This is a genomic window from Alkaliphilus serpentinus (assembly GCF_009017255.1).
GTDB lineage: Bacteria > Bacillota > Clostridia > Peptostreptococcales > Natronincolaceae > Alkaliphilus_D > Alkaliphilus_D serpentinus.
In genome coordinates this window covers 1-16800 of the sequence record NZ_WBZB01000005.1, presented here as the reverse complement: position 1 = coordinate 16800, position 16800 = coordinate 1, and the positions used below count along the sequence as shown (strand labels likewise).

The window sequence follows — 16800 nt, the reverse complement described above, 5'->3', positions numbered from 1 at the left end:
CTTATAAAAATAAGGAGAGTACAGGGAAGCATCCTAGAGAACGCATGGGTTCTCTGGAAAATAAAAGCATTTAACCATAGAAAATTAATGCATGAAATGCTTTTGTTCTTATAAATGTTGAATTGAGGAGGAAATTTGCAGAAGCAACTTTCTCCCTCAAATCTTTAAATTGCTATTACACGAATGATTGATATATATATATATGGTATTTATTGGTTTTAAGAATTTAGGAATCGTTATTTTCAGTATCTAAAGGAGGATTTATAGAATGTGGACGGTTGTATATATGGCAAATACTAGACAAGACGCTGAAATGCTTAAAGATATATTGGTGAAGGAAGGCTTTTTGGTTAAGATTAAACCCATAAGCAAGAGCAATGAAGAGGGTATTTGTGAGGTATTGGTACCAAGGTCAGAGGTAGAGGAAGTACACAGCATAATGATGCAAAGGGGCTTTTAACCCATCTTTTTTCAAAAAGGTGGGACAATTATATAATAAACGGGACACAAAAAGTCCATATTGGACTTATAGGAGGGAATAACATTGAAAACAATAGGTGTATTGACAAGTGGCGGAGATTCACCAGGAATGAATGCAGCTATAAGGGCTGTTGTTCGAAGTAGTATATATCATGGTTGTAAGGTAATAGGCGTTAAGCAGGGTTATCATGGATTAATCAATGGATTTATGGATGAAATGAATTTATCCTCTGTGGCAGATATCATTCATCGGGGGGGAACCATCCTACAAACAGCAAGAAGCGAAGCCTTTATGACAGAGGAAGGTAGGAAAAAGGCATTATATGCTTTGCAGATATTTGGGATTGATGGCTTGGTTGTAATAGGGGGTGACGGTTCCTTTAAGGGTGCACAAAAATTAACAGAATTAGGTATACCAACGATGGGGGTTCCAGGAACAATTGATAATGATTTAAGATATACCGAATATACCATCGGTTTTGATACAGCTGTAAATACAGTTTTAGATGCCATAGGTAGAATTCGGGATACCTCTGCATCCCATGGTAGAGCCAATATTATAGAGGTTATGGGCCGCCATTGTGGAGATATTGCCCTATATGCTGGGCTAGCTGGAGGCGCAGAAAGCATTATTGTTCCTGAGATTCAATTCGATATAGACAATGTTTGCAGTAAGCTTATAAAAGGTAGAAATAGAGGGAAACTACATAGTATCATCCTATTGGCAGAAGGTGTTGGTGGAGCCCTTGATATAGGCAAAGAAATTGAAGAAAAGACCGGTATGGAAACTAGGGTAACAATCCTAGGCCATATTCAGAGGGGCGGAAGTCCTACTTCCTTTGACAGAATCATAGCCAGTAAAATGGGAGCAAGGGCAGTTGAACTTTTGTTGGAGGGTAAAAAAAATAGAGCATTGGGGATTAAAGGGTTAGAGACAATAGATGTTGACTTTGAAGAAGCATTTAACACAACCAATAAATTTGATGAAGATACTTATAGGTTGGCAAATATACTTTCGATATAAAGGGAGGAGAAATATTTATGAGAAGGACAAAAATCGTATGTACAATAGGTCCTGCAAGTGAAAGTCCTGAGGTATTTAAGGAACTTGTTAAAGCTGGACTGAATGTTGCTAGATTAAATTTTTCCCATGGAGATCATCAGGAGCATGGGAAAAGAATTCAGGTGATAAAGGATGTTAGGGAGGAGCTAAACCTACCGATTACCCTTTTATTAGATACAAAGGGACCAGAAATTAGAACCGGTAAATTTAAAGAACCAGAGGTTCAACTTCAAGAGGATCAGAAGTTTATCATTACTACAAGGGATGTTTTAGGGGACAGTACCATCTGTAACATCACCTATTCAGGCTTACCTAAGGATATTAGAGTAGGTAATTCAATACTGATAGATGATGGACTCATAGAGCTGGAAGTAGTGAATATTTTAAATGATACCGATATTGAGTGTGTTGTTAAAAATGCAGGGGTTGTTAAAAACCATAAAGGGGTAAACGTACCTGGTGTTAAAATCAATCTTCCTGCCATAACAGAAAAGGATAAAGAAGATATTTTGTTTGGAATTAAAATGGATATTGATTTTATTGCTGCCTCCTTTGTCAGAAAGGCTAGTGATGTTTTGGCAATAAGACAAATCCTAGAGGAGAATAACGCAGATCACATACATATTATTTCTAAGATCGAAAACCAAGAGGGCGTTGACAATCTAGAGGAAATCATTGAAGTATCCGATGGTATTATGGTTGCCAGAGGGGATTTGGGAGTAGAAATTCCAACTGAGGAAATGCCCCTGGTACAAAAAAGAATGATCGAATTATGTAATAAGGCCGGTAAGCCTGTAATAACAGCTACTCAAATGTTAGACTCCATGATTAGAAATCCTAGACCAACAAGGGCAGAGGTAACGGATGTAGCCAATGCCATATTAGATGGAACCGATGCAATAATGCTTTCCGGAGAGACGGCTGCTGGTAAGTATCCAGTAGAGGCGGTAAAAATGATGGCTACCATAGCAAAAAGAACGGAATCAGCCATAAATTACAGACATTTACTAGGTACTAAAGCAATGGAAAAAGAGGTTTCTATAACAGATGCCATTAGCCATGCCACCTGTAACACCGCTATGGATCTTCAAGCCTCAGCTATTATCACAGCAACCTCCTCTGGATATACTGCGAGAATGGTGTCTAAGTTCAGACCTCAGGCACCAATCATTGCTGCTACCACCAGTGAGAGAATTAGAAGAAGGCTAAATTTAATTTGGGGTGTTGAAACCCTTCTAACTCCTGTAATGGAATCCACAGACGATGTAATTGAGGGAGCAGTTCAAAGAGCTTTACAAGAAGATTTTATTAAGAGTGGAGACTTAGTTGTAATAACAGCTGGTGTCCCTGTAGGAGTATCTGGAACAACCAATCTGATAAAGGTTCATATAGTTAGTGAGGTCCTTGTATCAGGGGTAGGTGTTAGTCGGGGATCTGTAACGGGTAAGGTGGTTATCATAGATCATAATCAAGAAAAATGGGCTCAATTTAACAAAGGGGATATTCTTGTAACCCATGCTACAGATAGAGACATTATTCACCTAATGGAGATGGCAGGAGCCATTATCACTGAAGAAGGGGGCATCACAAGCCATGCTGCAATTGTAGGCCTAAATCTTTCTATCCCTACAGTGGTGGGTGCAAACGATGCTACAACAATCCTTAAGAATGGAGATATCGTGACTGTTGATGCTGCAACAGGGCTAATTTATCAGGGAGAGACAAGAGTATTATAAAAAAGTAATGAAGAAGTTACGTTTAGTTAATTGTTTTGTAACACATTTGAGATGTATATATAATACAATATATTTAGGAATTAAATAATTCCCCCCTTTTTTTTATTGTACTTAGTCTAATAGGACGGAAGCTTACAGATGTGTAGGCTTTTTTTTTTGGGTTTTTTACAAAAAAAAAATACAAAGGAAAATTGTCAACCAAAGCGAATTAGTAATAGAATATGGCGTATATTATAATACAATAGGAGGCGCAATATTGTGAAAAACAGATGCGAAACAACAGTAAGATATGCAGAGACCGATCAAATGGGAGTAGTCTATCATGGTAATTATTTTACTTGGTATGAAATAGGAAGAACTACTCTGTTAAAGGAGTTAGGCTATTCCTATAAAGAACTGGAAGGAAAAAAAATTATGCTACCTGTGGTGAAGGTCTCCTGTAACTATATTGATGCAGCTAAATATGATGATGTCCTTATAATTGAAAGCTGTATAAAGGAGCTTAAAGGAGTAAAAATTACCTTTGAGTATTCAATACTGCGAAAGGAAGATCATAAGCTTTTGGCCACTGGGACCACTACCCATGCCTTTGTAAATACAGAATTCAAACCCGTAAACTTCAAAAAGCACTATCCAGAAATCTATAAAGCATTAGAAACCAATATGGAGGGGTGATGTAATTAATGTTAGGAAAGTTAATTTTATTATTTACCGTGATTCCTATAGTTGAATTGGCCCTACTGCTTAAGCTGAATACCTATATAGGTCTACCCTATACAATTTTAATCGTTCTTTTAACGGGAGTTGTGGGGGCTTATCTAGCCAAAAGTGAAGGCAGAGGAATCCTACGAAACATACGATATGAAATGAGTCAGGGCCGAATGCCCGGTGATGAATTGGTAAATGGTTTGTGTGTATTGGTTGGAGGAGCCTTTCTCATTACACCAGGACTATTAACCGATGTTACAGGATTCATCCTTGTTATTCCCATTACCAGAGAGATTCTAAAAAGAACAATTAAAAGAAAATTGAAGCGGATGCTAGAAGAAGGTACCTTTATGTTCTATTATAGAAAATAGTAAGGGGTTTCTATAATAGTAAAACAAAGGAGGGAGGATTTACATATGGAAATGAGAAAATTAGGAAGAACCGGTATTGAAGTTGGAATAATAGGCTTTGGTGGAATCCCTATACAAAGAGTATCAGAGGAAAAAGCCCTATCAATTATTAAGGCTGCCAAAAGAGAAGGAATGAATTTCATCGATACTGCCCGTGGCTATAGCAATAGTGAAGAACTGATTGGAAAGGGAATTGAGGGCCAACGAGGGGATTGGATTATTGCAACGAAATCCACTGCAAGGGATTACCTAAGTATGAAGAAGGATATAGAAATTAGCCTTCATAATTTAAGAACAAATTGGATCGATTTGTATCAGCTTCACCTGATTAAAACTAAAGAGGATTACGAAAAAGTCATGTCCCATGATGGAGCCTATAGGGCCCTAAAGGAGGCTCAAGAGGCAGGACTCATTAAGGAAATTGGCATAACAAGCCATAATATTGAGATTTTAGAAATGACAGTAGAAACCGATGATTTTTCTACAATACAATTTCCCTATAATATTGTTGAAAATCAGGGAGAAGAGCTATTTAAAAGGGCCTATCAAAGAAATATAGGTGTAATTGTCATGAAGCCCTTGGCAGGAGGAGCTTTGACAGAAGGGAGCCTTGCCCTAAGATATATTATGGAGAACCCCTATGTTAGTGTGATTATTCCTGGTATGGATAGTGAAGAACAGGTTGTAGAAAATTCAAGGGTGGGCAATAGCTATACTCCCTTAAAGGAGAAAGAAAAGGCTAGATTACAAGAGCTTAAAGAAAGTTTAGGGAATCAATTTTGTAGAAGATGCGGATATTGCTTGCCATGTCCCCAGGGGATTGATATACCTACTAATATTATTATGGAGGGCTATTACACAAGATACGAGCTTAAGGATTGGGCTAAAGAGAGATATAGTGGCTTACCTAAAAAAGCTTCGGATTGTGCCCTATGTGGTGCCTGTGAACCGAGATGTCCCTATAATCTCCCTATAAGAGAAATCATGACAAGAATAAGAGAAACCTTTAAAATACAATGAGTAATGAGTAATTAATAATGAGCAATAAGTGATTAAAAGAGTTAAATAATACAAAAAAAGATGGAGCACAATTTTGTGCTCCATTAAAAAATCAGTTACCCTTTGCCTTCATTTCAAACTATTTTAAATTATTAACCAGCTTTTATAATTTTATTCATGAAATTTTCATATACTGGACATTTTTATACTGTGGTTATTTATTTTCATTTGTCACTTTTCATTTTTAATTTATAATTTTTACTTACTCCCTGTAATCCATCTCAGGATTGATATACAAGCCATCAACATTAGATGGGATTTCTACACCATGTAATTCTTCGATTATTTTACCATTAACCTTAATTTCCACTGTATTTACATCATCTAAGCTACTAAAGCTAAACAATATTGCATCAATCATCATAAGCTGCCTATCTACATCCTTATTATAAGCTTCTAAAAAAGCACTATTAAATTCTAAGGTTAGATTTCCATCTACTAAAGTATAATTTTCTAGATTGATTTCTTCAGGTACTGGAGGCATAAGCTTAGCATTATAAACTTCCATAGCACCACTATATTTTAAAGAGTTAAATAATCCCTGAGGGGTTTTATCATTTGATAAATTCAATGGAGTCAACAAAAGTCTATTGCTGTCAGTCACTAAGGCCGTGTAGGTTTTAACCTCTGTAGACGGAGTATAGGGATCCCTCATGGACTGATCATGTAAAGCTGCATCCACTATTCTATTTTTGAAATAGAACTGTACGCTATTTACCTCTTTAATGGACCCTAAAGATTCCACCAATACTTTTACAAGGAAATAGGAATTTGATGGATAGCCTTCGTATTGGCTTAGGTCGCCATAAAAGTTAACCCCAGCGATATCTTTATTTAAGCTTACACTTATCTCATTAGGTATAAGGAATTCATTAGCTAAATTTAAGGATTCATCTGGACCCTTAATCAAATTGTCAATTGTTGCCCTTAACGGAGTTGAGGTATATGGAAGAATTCTAGTGATTGGAATTATATGATTATGCTCTGAGTCTGGGAAAAATAATGTTAGAGCTGATTGGCTTCTATTGATACCCCTTGCAGCAGGAATATAGGTATATTCGTTTAAAAAGCTTATATTCACCAGGGCTGTATTATGATCCAACTGATAATCCATAATATTTGCTTCTATATGTATTTTGTAGTCTCCATCTGGAAGATTCAGCTTTTCTTGATTTAAAGTAAGATGAATATTTAAGGGGGAATCCTTGGACACTGTTATCTCATCTAATAGGTGGGTATCTAAAATATTCTGCAAGTCGATAATCCTACTAGCTTCATCTTGAACAATTAAGGACACTGCTAAAGGAGCATCGGGATTTAAAGCAACAGTGGTGGGACCCCCATCAGTAGCTATTGAAAAAGTGATTTTACTTTCTTTTTCAGAAAGCACTTCAACTTCAGAGGAAAATTCTAAATTAATCTCCTCGACTTTGGGAATAAAAGCTTGAAAATCAATGGAGTCTGCGTAAAGTGGTAGACCCGAAGCAGTCAAACAAATGATTAAAACTAAAATAATATTTCTAATGCTGCGAAACATAACAATAACCCCCTATCTTGTCCCTTCCTATATATTTATTATAGAATATAGAGTGGACAAGGTAAACACCATTCGAACAACAAAATTAGTCAAAATAGTAGGAAAAATGAAAAAACAAGATAAAATATCAGTTAAAGTAAATGGAGGCAACTAAAATGGTGGAAATAAATAGAACATATCATTTAGAAATCATCGATATTGGCCATAACGGAGAGGGAATTGGTAAGATTGATGGTTTTACCATCTTTACTGAAGGAGGAATACCAGGGGATCTCCTAAAGGTTAAGATTACCCTAGTTAAGAAAAATTATGCCCTTGGACAGCTGATGGAAATCCTAACTCCATCTCCCTATAGAGTAGAAGCCAAGTGTCCCGTTGCAGATATTTGTGGTGGGTGTCAAATTATGCATATGGACTATCAAGCCCAATTGGATTTAAAGAAGATTAGGGTGGCTGAAACCATGAAACGGATTGGCAAAATAGATCCCATCATCCACCCAACCTTAGGGATGGAAAATCCCTATGAATATAGAAATAAGGCCCAATTTCCTGTGGGTATAAGTAATGGTAAGGCAATTTTAGGCTTCTATCAAAGGGGTAGCCATGACATAGTAGATATTAATTATTGCCACATACAGCATCCAATAAATGAAGGTGTGGCAAAAACCATCAAAGAATACATAGAAAAATATAAAGTACCAGTTTACGATGAAAAAACAAGGAAGGGCTTAATTAGACACGTTGTAACGAGAAGGGGATACACCACCGGTGAAGTGATGGTGATTATCATCACCAATGGCAATGACCTGCCCCATAAGTCAGCGCTAATCGAGGGTCTAAAAAAAGAAGTACCCCAATTAGAAAGCCTTGTACAAAACATCAACAAAGAAAATACCAATAAAATCTTTGGTAGAGTAACTAAAACCCTCTACGGTTCCGATACAATTGTGGATTATATAGGAGACTTAAAGTTCTTAATATCACCCCAATCCTTTTTTCAGGTAAATCCTCTGCAAACCAAGGCATTGTATGATAAGGCCCTAGAATATGCCAGTCTAACTGGTGATGAAGTGGTTTTTGACATATACTGTGGTATTGGAACCATATCCTTATTCCTTGCTCAGAAGGCAAAAAAAGTGATTGGTGTAGAGGTGGTGGAGGCTGCCATAGAGGATGCAAAACGTAATGCTAACATTAATAACTTAACCAATACAGAATTCTACACGGGAGAGGCAGAAAAAGTTGTGCCTCACCTATATAAAAAAGGCATGAAGGCCGATGTGGTAGTTGTAGATCCACCAAGGAAAGGCTGTGAAGAAGCGGTATTAGAAACCATAGTAAACATGGAGCCCCAAAGGATTGTTTATGTATCCTGTAACCCAGCCACCCTTGCTCGAGACTTAGCCTACCTAGATGAAAAGGGCTATAAGGCCTTAGAGGTTCAGCCTGTGGATATGTTTCCCCATACGGTGCACGTTGAGACGGTAGTAGCACTATACAAAAAAGACTAATCATATTTGCCCAAACATCGCTAAAAATCAAGCTTTTCATGTTTAAGACAAATATTGCGAACTATCGCAATAAGGAACTGAAGGACGAAATTATCGTAAGACTTGGCTTTTGGATGTGAAATGTAGGGACATAAGAATTGAATAATGTATATGAATCCACTAGTATAATATCGGTGGATTTTCATTTGGGATAATTTTTAAATTAAGGTGGGCAAATATTATAACATTTGTTATAATATAAAGTGACGTACTGGAGGTGAAATGATGCCGTATGAAAAAAGTGGAAGAGCGGATAAAAGTGGAAATAGGTTCGAAATTAGAGTTGTTGTTTACCATATGTTAAAGTTGCTGGAAGAGAAAATTGATTATATTATTCTTGAAGCTATTGGTGATGAGGAGCAAGGTGTTGATCTGTGGATTGGACAAAAAGATGGAACCCAAGAAGGCATTCAATGTAAGGGGAGAAATGGAAGTAAAGAATATTGGGATTTTGGAACTGCTAATGCAAAGAACATATTTACCAATTGGAAGTTACAATTGGACCGAGATCCATCTACTCTCGTTTCATTAGCTTCACCATTAGCGTTTACATTCCTTGAAGATTTAATTGATAGGGCAATTAAGTCTAATAATAATGGTCGTGACTTTTATGAGCATCAAATTAAGCCAGCGAGCAAAGAATTTGTTTCATTCACTAATAATATTTGTAGAGTGATGGAAATTAATCATAAATCTGAGCATGATTTAATACGCTTAAAAGGCTATTTAAAGAGGATTAGATATCGTCAGTTTTCTGATTATGAGCTTAGAGAGACAATATTGTCAAAGATGGATTATTTGTTTTTAGGTAACTCTAAGGATGTGTATAACTCTTTAGTTTCTTGGATTGTTGATGGAGATATACTCGGTAAGAACATCAATCTTTCCATTTTATATCAGTTTTTTGATAATAATGAAATCAAGTTTAAAAACTTAGCTCTGGATAATAGAATTGTTCCACGAATAATGGAATTGAATAGAGAATATAAGAGGCTTTTTCAACCCTTAAATAATGGAATGAAGACAGTGATGAAATGTTTGAATTAAGGATGCAGTTTTATCAAAAATATCCTAGGATTACGGATAACTATATTGATTTTAAATCCATGTTAAAAAATTGTGAACTGAGAACGATTAGATATTTTGCATTTTTATTAGAGAATAAGATAAAAAATAGAGAGAAAATGATTCATAGATATGAAAATGAGTTTTTACATGATGATACTGAACTCCTAATTCAAAATGGTGAACAGGTTCTCAAATTACTAATACCATATCTGCCAATAACTTCAGAAGAAATTCATTCATTTAGTGAATGGTCAGGGAGGTATTACAAAAATAGTATTGAAAGGGTCTGCATTAAGATAATAAAAAAGGCAAATGCAGCTGTTATTACATCGAATCCTGAATTAGTTTGGAACATTTTTAGAAGTTTCGAAGTTTGTAATAGTGACCTTTTGAATGAAGTTTTATTAGATGCATTTGTAAAATTCCCCACGTCTTATAGTGATTGTATAATTTCTTTTATATCTAATGATTTTAACAAAATTATATTTGATAAAACCAGTGGTAACGGTGACGAGTTAAATTTAGTTAAAAAAGTGATTAGTAAGCATGGAGAGAATTGTATAAAGGAAACGTTCTTAGATTTAGAACAGCAGATTATTAATTATGTATCTCTTAGAGCAAAAGATATTTACATGAGACGTGTGGAGTTTAATAAGCAAAACAATGAACATACTGTCTATTGGAGTTTTTGGGGTGATTTACAATATGAACTGCTTAGGGCTCTACCGATTGACAGATTAAGTAATCAATCTAAACAATTACTACGGGTTTTAGAACGTAAATTTATTAAAGGATCAAGAATGTATTATTATTCTTCTGGTGGTGGAGGTTCAGTCAACTCGCCGGTTTCTGGTAAGAAATTGTCTGATAATAATTGGAAAGAAATACTGCTTAGTAAAAAGTTAAAAAATAGAAAAGAGTCGAGTTGGAAGGATGTTCCTGGTGGTATCATTGAAAATTCTCGTGAAGCATTTTCGAGAAGTTTTAATTCTTCGGTAACAGAAAATCCTGAGAATATGTTGAAATTAGTGTTATCTATGGAAGAAAGTATTGATGATGTATTTATTGATGCTTTGCTTAGTGGAATCGCTCATAGTAACTCTTTAATTAATGTTGATCAATTTCTAATTGAAAAGGCGATATTAAGATATCCAGGTAGTTATGATTCTTATAGAGCCAGCTCAATGTGCACGATAATAGAAAAGAAAAGGCATATATTATGGTCTCAAGAAATTATAGATGTACTTCTTGACATAGCAGTTAATCATCATAATCCTGAAGGTGAAAAACCAAATGTCACTAACGCAAATGATAAAGAAATGAAAAGCATCAATATGCTCTTTAGTAATGCAATTAACTGTGTAAGGGGGCAAGCAGCAGAAGCGATAGGAGCATTATTATGGGATGATTCAAGTTATTTTCAGCAATTTAAAGATACCATAGAGCACATTATTAATGATGATAATCCAGCTGTTAGACTTTCTACAATGTTTATTCTCTGGCCAGTTTATAATATCGAAAGAGATTGGGCAGCTGAAAAAATTCTTAAACTTATTGAAGATGATTATAGATTTGCTGGTTTCCATGGAATGAAGAACATGTTTTTCTTATTATACTCAAAATACAGAGAGCGCATTATAAGAGTTATAGAAAAATGCTATAACTCTGATGATGAAGATTTAGTAAAAATGGGAGCACATTGCTTGGCAGAAATGTATATTCTAAAAAATGAATTTGTAGCTGAGATGTCTGATGTAGATACGATGAGTATGAAGCAAGCGGAAGAAGTATTGATGATGGTAATGTTGTATTTTAACAAAGACGAATACAACGAATTGGCTAAAGATATTATTTATAGATATCGAAATAGTGAGTTAGACTTAGAAATGCCAATTTCTAGATTGTTTTATGATGATTTAATCAATCTGGAAAGGGATGAAGAATTTTTATTACAAATAATGAACTCAAAGCTAAGTCGCAGAACAGTCCATGCCTTTATACATTACCTTGAAGAAGAATCTCGATCACTAATAGCCTTTAAAAACATCATATTCACGATGAGTCAGAGTTTAATCACAGGAAATATTAGTTCTGAAGAAAGAACATGGGGAATTGATGATTCAGTTTCAAAATTGATAATTGGTTTATATGATGAGGTATCTAGTAGTCAACAATATGAACACAAAGAAATATCTGCGAAATGTCTTGATGTGTGGGATTTGATGTTCGAAAATCAAATAGGATCGGCAAGAACACTGAGTCAAGAAATGATGCAACGGTAAAGATTTTCAAATGTCATTACTGTTATACTGGAGGTGTATGGAATGGATTTTGACCAAACAGTAAAAGAGATTAGAATCAAACTAAATATGAGTCAGGAACAACTGGCTAGAGAGCTTCACGTTAGCTTTGCCACGGTTAACCGGTGGGAAAATGGCAAGAACAGTCCTAACATGATTGCAAAACAAGCACTATATGACTTTTGTAAGAAAAAGGGACTGGAAGAAGCGTTGATTAAACATTTACTGGATTACTAAACTGAAATATATGAGATTAAGTGAGTTAATGCTATAAGACTATTATTAGAAAATTAATCTATTGAAATCGTTTTAAAAAGGATAAAGTTTAGGAGGAGAGAAATCTGTGGCAATACCAAAATATCATGAATTTATGAAACCCGTATTGGATCTATTGAAAGATAATCAAGTCCATAAGCGTGTGGACATGTATAAGGTTTTAGCAATGCAGTTTCAATTAACTGAGGATGAACTTGAAGAGTGGCTGCCAAGTGGTAAACAATTGGTTTATACAACAGAATAGGCTGGGCATTGACTTATTTGAAAAAAGCTAAAGTGATTGAATCACCTGCTAGAGCTAGTTTTAGAATTACTGAACTTGGACAAAAAGTACTGATTGAAAATCCAGAAGTTGTGGATCAAAATTATCTAAAGAAGTTTGAAGGTTTTCAAGATTTCATAAACAGTACTTCGGATAATACCCTTCTTGATGAAGATATTACTGATATAGGTAGTGACGGGTCACCTCAAGATTTGCTGGACAGAGCTTATAAGACCATATCTAATACATTGGCAGATGATCTATTAACAGAAGTCATGAACCAATCACCGGACTTCTTTGAAAAACTTGTGGTGGATTTGTTAGTTTCTATGGGTTACGGTGGTAGTAAAATCGAAAATAGCCAAGTTCTTGGAAAATCTGGTGATGAAGGTATTGACGGCGTCATTAAAGAAGATAAATTAGGCTTTGATAAGATTTATATACAGGCTAAGCGTTGGGATACTGAAAAGACAGTTGGAAGACCTGAACTGCAAAAGTTTGTTGGTGCACTAACCGGACAAGGTGCATCAAAAGGAGCTTTTATAACAACAGCAAGTTTTACGAAAGAAGCTAAAGAATATGTAAGCGAGCAACATGCTTGTAAAATTGTCTTAATTGATGGCAAATCTTTAGCCGCACTTATGGTTGAACACGATCTTGGTGTTTCGGTAGAAAATACCTATTTGATTAAAAAAATTGACACAGATTATTTTAACGGAGAATAAAAACAAAATATTTTCGGCACCCCCCTATCTATATTCGGCTTATAGATAGGGGGATTTTTTTATATTTTTTTTCGTACACCCTCTATGATTTTTCGGCTTAATAGTGAGGGAAAAATTAATCTTGAAAAAATTTCGCCTACCCCTCGTGTTTTTTCGGCTAATAAGTGAGGGGCAAAAAATAAAATGAAAATTGTATAGACCAGACCCCTCGAAAAATCGGCTTATAAGTATAGGGACAAAAAGGAGGTAAACAATGGAGCATGAAAATGAACTAAAACTCATCAACATGAACTAAAACTCATCAACATGAACGATGTTGAGGTAACAGAAGTGAAATGGTTATGGAAGCCCTATATTCCCATTGGAAAAATCACCATTATTCAAGGTGATCCAGGGGAGGGCAAGACGACCATGATTTTGGCAATTGCATCAGCAATGACGACTGGTGCTATATTGCCTTTAAGTGAGGAAGCACTAGAATGTAGCAATGTTATTTATCAGACAGCAGAAGATGGCTTAAGTGACACCATTAAACCAAGGTTACTGGTAGCAGGTGCTGATTGTACCAAAATAATCGTTATTGATGAAAGTCATAAGGAGCTGACTTTATCAGATAAAAGGATTGAAGAAGCCATTATTGAGACGAATGCTCAACTACTTATCATTGACACCTTACAGGCTTATTTAGGTTCTGGTGTAGATATGCATAGGGCAAATGAAATCAGACCCATTTTCAAAAATCTTTCTAGCGTTGCAGAAAGGACAGGCTGTGCCATTGTCATTATTGGTCATATGAAGAAGGCAGGTGGTACAAAAGGGCTTTATCGTGGACTTGGTTCTATTGATATTACAGCTGCCGCTAGAAGTGTTCTATTAGTAGGGCGTGTAAGAGCAGACCCATCTATTCGAGTAATGGCTCAGATCAAATTAAGCTTAGCGCCTGAAGGCAAGAAGGTTGCTTTTAAACTAGATGAAGAAAATGGTTTTGCGTGGATAGGAGAATATGACATTGAGCTGGATGAATTGCTTGGTGGTAGTTCATCTGAAAGTGTTCTAAAGCGAGCAGAAAAGCTGATTAAAGAAGTTCTTGATGATGGTGCGAAGGCCAGTGATTATATTGTAGAAAGAGCAAAAGAGAAGCAGATATCTCAAAGAACGCTGAAAATAGCTAAAAAGAATCTTGAAGTGAAATCCATCAAAACAAAAGAAGGTTGGAAATGGCAGCTATAAAATCAAGAGTGCAAGGGGGCAATGCTTATAACCTTTGCACGCTTGCACCCTTGAAAGGAAGGTGAAGAAATGCTAGGCAAATTATTTGGTGTAGAAGAAGTGAAAATAGAATTGAAAGAAGCTAGGGAAGAGATCCAAGTACTTGAACATAAGCTTCAAATCAAGGAAAAGTCCATAAAACAACTTGAAGATGCAGTGAGGATATTGGAATAGAATATTAAATCATTGCTTGATGAAAATAATCAATTAAAGACACGTCCAGATCATTTTGGATGATCATCAAGAGCATCTGGTGAACATATGAGACTTCTTAAAATGTATCAGCACAATCAATTATCCTATCAGGAAATTGCAGATAAAATGACGAAGTATACCGGTGAAAAATGGTCCAAAAGCACAGTTCATTATTTGCTGACGAAGTCATAATCCTTTTTTCTTCAATATCCCAGAATAAATCCGAAAGCGTCTAGTTTGTTGCTGGACAGTAGGATAAGGCTGAGGATTTATTTACCCTGTTTTAACAGGGGCAAGCTTCCACTTTGTACAGCCAAAGTGTTTAAAAGTGGGCCAGCCCACACCCATTTGCAGGAGGAACATTATGAGACAGCGAAACAAGCAAATCAATATACGCGTAACAGAAAAAGATAGAACAAAAATTTTAAAGTTAACAGCTAAGAGTGAGTGTAAATCATTAACGGATTATGTACTAGATAAAGCTTTAAACAAAGAAATAATCCAGTATGATTTGCATGAATAAATGCAAGGCTATCAAAGATTGGGGGTGAGATAAATCATTTGGTGATGCTATGTCATCAAGGGAAAATTAAATTGGTGAATCTGAGAAAATACACCATAGAACTAGAAGAGCTACAGGAGGCTCTTAAGAACATAAAATAATATGAAAAGAAGATCAAGCAGGAGGGTCAGATGGAAAACTTAATGAAGTTTACAATACAGTTAGCCATGCTTTCTAGCCTGCTTGATGAAAAGATGATTTCAGAAAAAGAATTCATCAAGATCAAAGCTCAGTTGGAAAGAAAATACAAAATCAAACCAGGTTTAAGTGGCACATAATTATCTACTGTGATAAAATAAAAGTGATAATTAGGAACATAGATTGATGAACTATCCGGAATTACCGGATAGTTCTCTTAAAAACATCAGACAGTGTCTGACGAATTTGAAGCTGCATATGGAGAAGGAGGGTTACATTGGAACATAATAACGATTTACTCATATATCAGACAGAAGATGGAAAAACAAAAATAGATGTAAGACTTGAAAATGAAACCGTATGGATGACACAGAAGGCAATTGCAGAGATCTATCAAAAAGGCGTTAATACCATTAATGAGCATATAAAAAACATTTATTCAGAAGGTGAACTTGAAGAAAATCGAACTATTCGGGAAAACCGAATAGTTCAAACTGAGGGAAATAGAGAGGTTGAGAGAACAGTACGTTTTTACAACCTAGAATTAATCATTGCTGTTGGCTACCGTGTTCGCTCTAGCCGAGGTACACAATTTAGACGATGGGCAACTGAGCGGTTAAATGAGTACTTAGTTAAAGGCTTCACTATGGATGATGAACGACTTAAGGATATGCGTAATATTGGTGATGATTACTTTGATGAGCTATTAGAACGTATTCGTGATATTAGAGCTTCAGAAAAAAGATTTTATAAGAAAATTACAGATATTTATGCTTTATCTATAGATTATGATGGAAAATCGGAAGAAGCTAAAAAGTTCTTTGCAACGGTGCAAAACAAGCTCCATTTTGCTATTCATGGTCATACAGCTGCAGAACTTATTGAACAAAGAGCTGATGCTTCAAAAGATAATATGGGACTTACCACTTGGAAAGGTGACAAGGTACGTAAAGGGGATATTTCCGTTGCTAAGAATTATTTGACGGAAAAAGAAATAAAATCTCTCAATCGTATTGTAACTATGTATCTCGATTATGCAGAAGATCAGGCAGAAAGACGTAACCCAATGTATATGAAGGACTGGGAAGAAAAGCTCAATGCTTTCCTAAAATTTAATGAGCGAGACATTCTTACTGGTGCAGGTTCTATTTCACATGAAGTGGCTAAGGAACTTGCTGAGAAAGAATATGAGAAATTCAATCAAAAGCGTTTAAATGCAACTGAAAAAGATGACTTTGATGTGTATTTAGAAGAGCATGAATGGACACATAAGAAGTAACCCTGTTTTAGATTTCGCAAAGGAAGTGATTTCATGAAAGAAGTAGAAGTTATAAAACCTAAAAAGAATAAGTTTGACCGTGCATCGGGGAAAGAGCTTTCAAAAATAAGAGTTGCCCCATATTGTAGAGTAAGTACTGATTCTGCTGAACAGATGGCAAGTGTAAGCGTCAAATCCAACCCA

The 16800-nt window shown here is 35.6% G+C and carries 18 protein-coding genes and 1 pseudogene; 18 read left to right on the top strand and 1 reads right to left on the bottom strand.

Annotated elements, in window-relative coordinates:
• The first annotated feature begins 268 nt into the window (after nucleotides 1-268).
• The 6 genes from F8153_RS01640 to F8153_RS01615 all read left to right on the top strand — a co-directional run bounded on the left by F8153_RS01640 (nucleotide 269) and on the right by F8153_RS01615 (nucleotide 5417).
• Nucleotides 269-460, top strand: a complete 192-nt coding sequence (locus tag F8153_RS01640) for a hypothetical protein (RefSeq protein WP_151864607.1) — start codon at nucleotides 269-271, stop codon at nucleotides 458-460.
• An 84-nt stretch (nucleotides 461-544) separates the two neighbouring features.
• Nucleotides 545-1504, top strand: coding sequence for a 6-phosphofructokinase (gene pfkA, locus F8153_RS01635; RefSeq protein WP_151864606.1), 960 nt, complete (start codon nucleotides 545-547; stop codon nucleotides 1502-1504).
• 17 nt (nucleotides 1505-1521) lie between these two features.
• Entirely contained in the window at nucleotides 1522-3279 is a 1758-nt protein-coding gene (pyk, locus tag F8153_RS01630; protein WP_151864605.1) for a pyruvate kinase, read from the top strand.
• Nucleotides 3280-3537: 258 nt separating this feature from the next.
• Nucleotides 3538-3954 carry an acyl-CoA thioesterase gene (locus tag F8153_RS01625; protein WP_243136861.1) on the top strand — a complete coding sequence of 139 codons (417 nt, stop codon included), beginning with the start codon at nucleotides 3538-3540 and terminating at the stop codon, nucleotides 3952-3954.
• Between the two features lie 8 nt (nucleotides 3955-3962).
• Nucleotides 3963-4358 carry an FxsA family protein gene (locus F8153_RS01620; RefSeq protein ID WP_151864604.1) on the top strand — a complete coding sequence of 132 codons (396 nt, stop codon included), beginning with the start codon at nucleotides 3963-3965 and terminating at the stop codon, nucleotides 4356-4358.
• Between the two features lie 45 nt (nucleotides 4359-4403).
• Nucleotides 4404-5417, top strand: a complete 1014-nt coding sequence (locus F8153_RS01615) for an aldo/keto reductase (protein WP_151864603.1) — start codon at nucleotides 4404-4406, stop codon at nucleotides 5415-5417.
• A 241-nt stretch (nucleotides 5418-5658) separates the two neighbouring features.
• On the opposite strand, the gene F8153_RS01610 is transcribed toward F8153_RS01615, so the two are convergent.
• Nucleotides 5659-6993, bottom strand: a complete 1335-nt coding sequence (locus F8153_RS01610; RefSeq protein ID WP_151864602.1) for a GerMN domain-containing protein — start codon at nucleotides 6991-6993, stop codon at nucleotides 5659-5661.
• 155 nt (nucleotides 6994-7148) lie between these two features.
• On the opposite strand from F8153_RS01610, the gene rlmD reads away from it, so the two are divergent.
• From rlmD to F8153_RS01575, 12 genes and pseudogenes are all read left to right on the top strand, one after another.
• Nucleotides 7149-8504 (top strand): 23S rRNA (uracil(1939)-C(5))-methyltransferase RlmD, encoded by a 1356-nt coding sequence (gene rlmD, locus F8153_RS01605; protein WP_151864601.1) that lies wholly within the window; start codon nucleotides 7149-7151, stop codon nucleotides 8502-8504.
• Nucleotides 8505-8768: 264 nt separating this feature from the next.
• Nucleotides 8769-9590 carry a hypothetical protein gene (locus F8153_RS01600; RefSeq protein ID WP_151864600.1) on the top strand — a complete coding sequence of 274 codons (822 nt, stop codon included), beginning with the start codon at nucleotides 8769-8771 and terminating at the stop codon, nucleotides 9588-9590.
• On the top strand, nucleotides 9578-11893 hold the full coding sequence (locus tag F8153_RS01595; protein WP_151864599.1) for a hypothetical protein: 2316 nt from the start codon (nucleotides 9578-9580) through the stop codon (nucleotides 11891-11893). Before F8153_RS01600 ends, F8153_RS01595 begins: the two co-directional genes overlap by 13 nt.
• A gap of 42 nt (nucleotides 11894-11935) precedes the next feature.
• A complete protein-coding gene (locus F8153_RS01590; RefSeq protein WP_151864598.1) occupies nucleotides 11936-12148 on the top strand; it encodes a helix-turn-helix domain-containing protein in 213 nt (70 codons plus the stop codon).
• A gap of 133 nt (nucleotides 12149-12281) precedes the next feature.
• Nucleotides 12282-12463: pseudogene (locus tag F8153_RS16365) on the top strand (winged helix-turn-helix domain-containing protein); the annotation flags it as partial.
• A gap of 261 nt (nucleotides 12464-12724) precedes the next feature.
• On the top strand, nucleotides 12725-13174 hold the full coding sequence (locus F8153_RS16360) for a restriction endonuclease (RefSeq protein ID WP_330577586.1): 450 nt from the start codon (nucleotides 12725-12727) through the stop codon (nucleotides 13172-13174).
• 306 nt (nucleotides 13175-13480) lie between these two features.
• Entirely contained in the window at nucleotides 13481-14404 is a 924-nt protein-coding gene (locus F8153_RS01580) for an AAA family ATPase (RefSeq protein WP_151864597.1), read from the top strand.
• 69 nt (nucleotides 14405-14473) lie between these two features.
• Nucleotides 14474-14617 carry a hypothetical protein gene (locus F8153_RS15940; protein ID WP_192929609.1) on the top strand — a complete coding sequence of 48 codons (144 nt, stop codon included), beginning with the start codon at nucleotides 14474-14476 and terminating at the stop codon, nucleotides 14615-14617.
• A gap of 87 nt (nucleotides 14618-14704) precedes the next feature.
• Nucleotides 14705-14830, top strand: a complete 126-nt coding sequence (locus F8153_RS16515; RefSeq protein WP_279237102.1) for a hypothetical protein — start codon at nucleotides 14705-14707, stop codon at nucleotides 14828-14830.
• A gap of 172 nt (nucleotides 14831-15002) precedes the next feature.
• Entirely contained in the window at nucleotides 15003-15161 is a 159-nt protein-coding gene (locus F8153_RS15935) for a plasmid mobilization protein (RefSeq protein ID WP_192929608.1), read from the top strand.
• A gap of 170 nt (nucleotides 15162-15331) precedes the next feature.
• On the top strand, nucleotides 15332-15478 hold the full coding sequence (locus F8153_RS15930) for an SHOCT domain-containing protein (RefSeq protein WP_192929607.1): 147 nt from the start codon (nucleotides 15332-15334) through the stop codon (nucleotides 15476-15478).
• Between the two features lie 137 nt (nucleotides 15479-15615).
• Nucleotides 15616-16617 (top strand): virulence RhuM family protein, encoded by a 1002-nt coding sequence (locus F8153_RS01575; RefSeq protein ID WP_151864596.1) that lies wholly within the window; start codon nucleotides 15616-15618, stop codon nucleotides 16615-16617.
• The last annotated feature ends 183 nt before the right edge of the window (nucleotides 16618-16800 follow it).

Coding starts and splice junctions, on each gene's coding strand:
- F8153_RS16515 (WP_279237102.1), top strand. CDS start 14,705: ATGAGACTTCTTAAAATGTATCAGCACAATCAATTATCCTATCAGGAA.
- F8153_RS15930 (WP_192929607.1), top strand. CDS start 15,332: ATGGAAAACTTAATGAAGTTTACAATACAGTTAGCCATGCTTTCTAGC.
- F8153_RS01595 (WP_151864599.1), top strand. CDS start 9,578: ATGTTTGAATTAAGGATGCAGTTTTATCAAAAATATCCTAGGATTACG.
- F8153_RS01580 (WP_151864597.1), top strand. CDS start 13,481: ATGAACGATGTTGAGGTAACAGAAGTGAAATGGTTATGGAAGCCCTAT.
- F8153_RS01590 (WP_151864598.1), top strand. CDS start 11,936: ATGGATTTTGACCAAACAGTAAAAGAGATTAGAATCAAACTAAATATG.
- pyk (WP_151864605.1), top strand. CDS start 1,522: ATGAGAAGGACAAAAATCGTATGTACAATAGGTCCTGCAAGTGAAAGT.
- F8153_RS16360 (WP_330577586.1), top strand. CDS start 12,725: ATGAACCAATCACCGGACTTCTTTGAAAAACTTGTGGTGGATTTGTTA.
- rlmD (WP_151864601.1), top strand. CDS start 7,149: ATGGTGGAAATAAATAGAACATATCATTTAGAAATCATCGATATTGGC.
- F8153_RS01620 (WP_151864604.1), top strand. CDS start 3,963: ATGTTAGGAAAGTTAATTTTATTATTTACCGTGATTCCTATAGTTGAA.
- F8153_RS01600 (WP_151864600.1), top strand. CDS start 8,769: ATGCCGTATGAAAAAAGTGGAAGAGCGGATAAAAGTGGAAATAGGTTC.
- F8153_RS15940 (WP_192929609.1), top strand. CDS start 14,474: ATGCTAGGCAAATTATTTGGTGTAGAAGAAGTGAAAATAGAATTGAAA.
- F8153_RS01640 (WP_151864607.1), top strand. CDS start 269: ATGTGGACGGTTGTATATATGGCAAATACTAGACAAGACGCTGAAATG.
- F8153_RS15935 (WP_192929608.1), top strand. CDS start 15,003: ATGAGACAGCGAAACAAGCAAATCAATATACGCGTAACAGAAAAAGAT.
- F8153_RS01610 (WP_151864602.1), bottom strand. CDS start 6,993: ATGTTTCGCAGCATTAGAAATATTATTTTAGTTTTAATCATTTGTTTG.
- F8153_RS01615 (WP_151864603.1), top strand. CDS start 4,404: ATGGAAATGAGAAAATTAGGAAGAACCGGTATTGAAGTTGGAATAATA.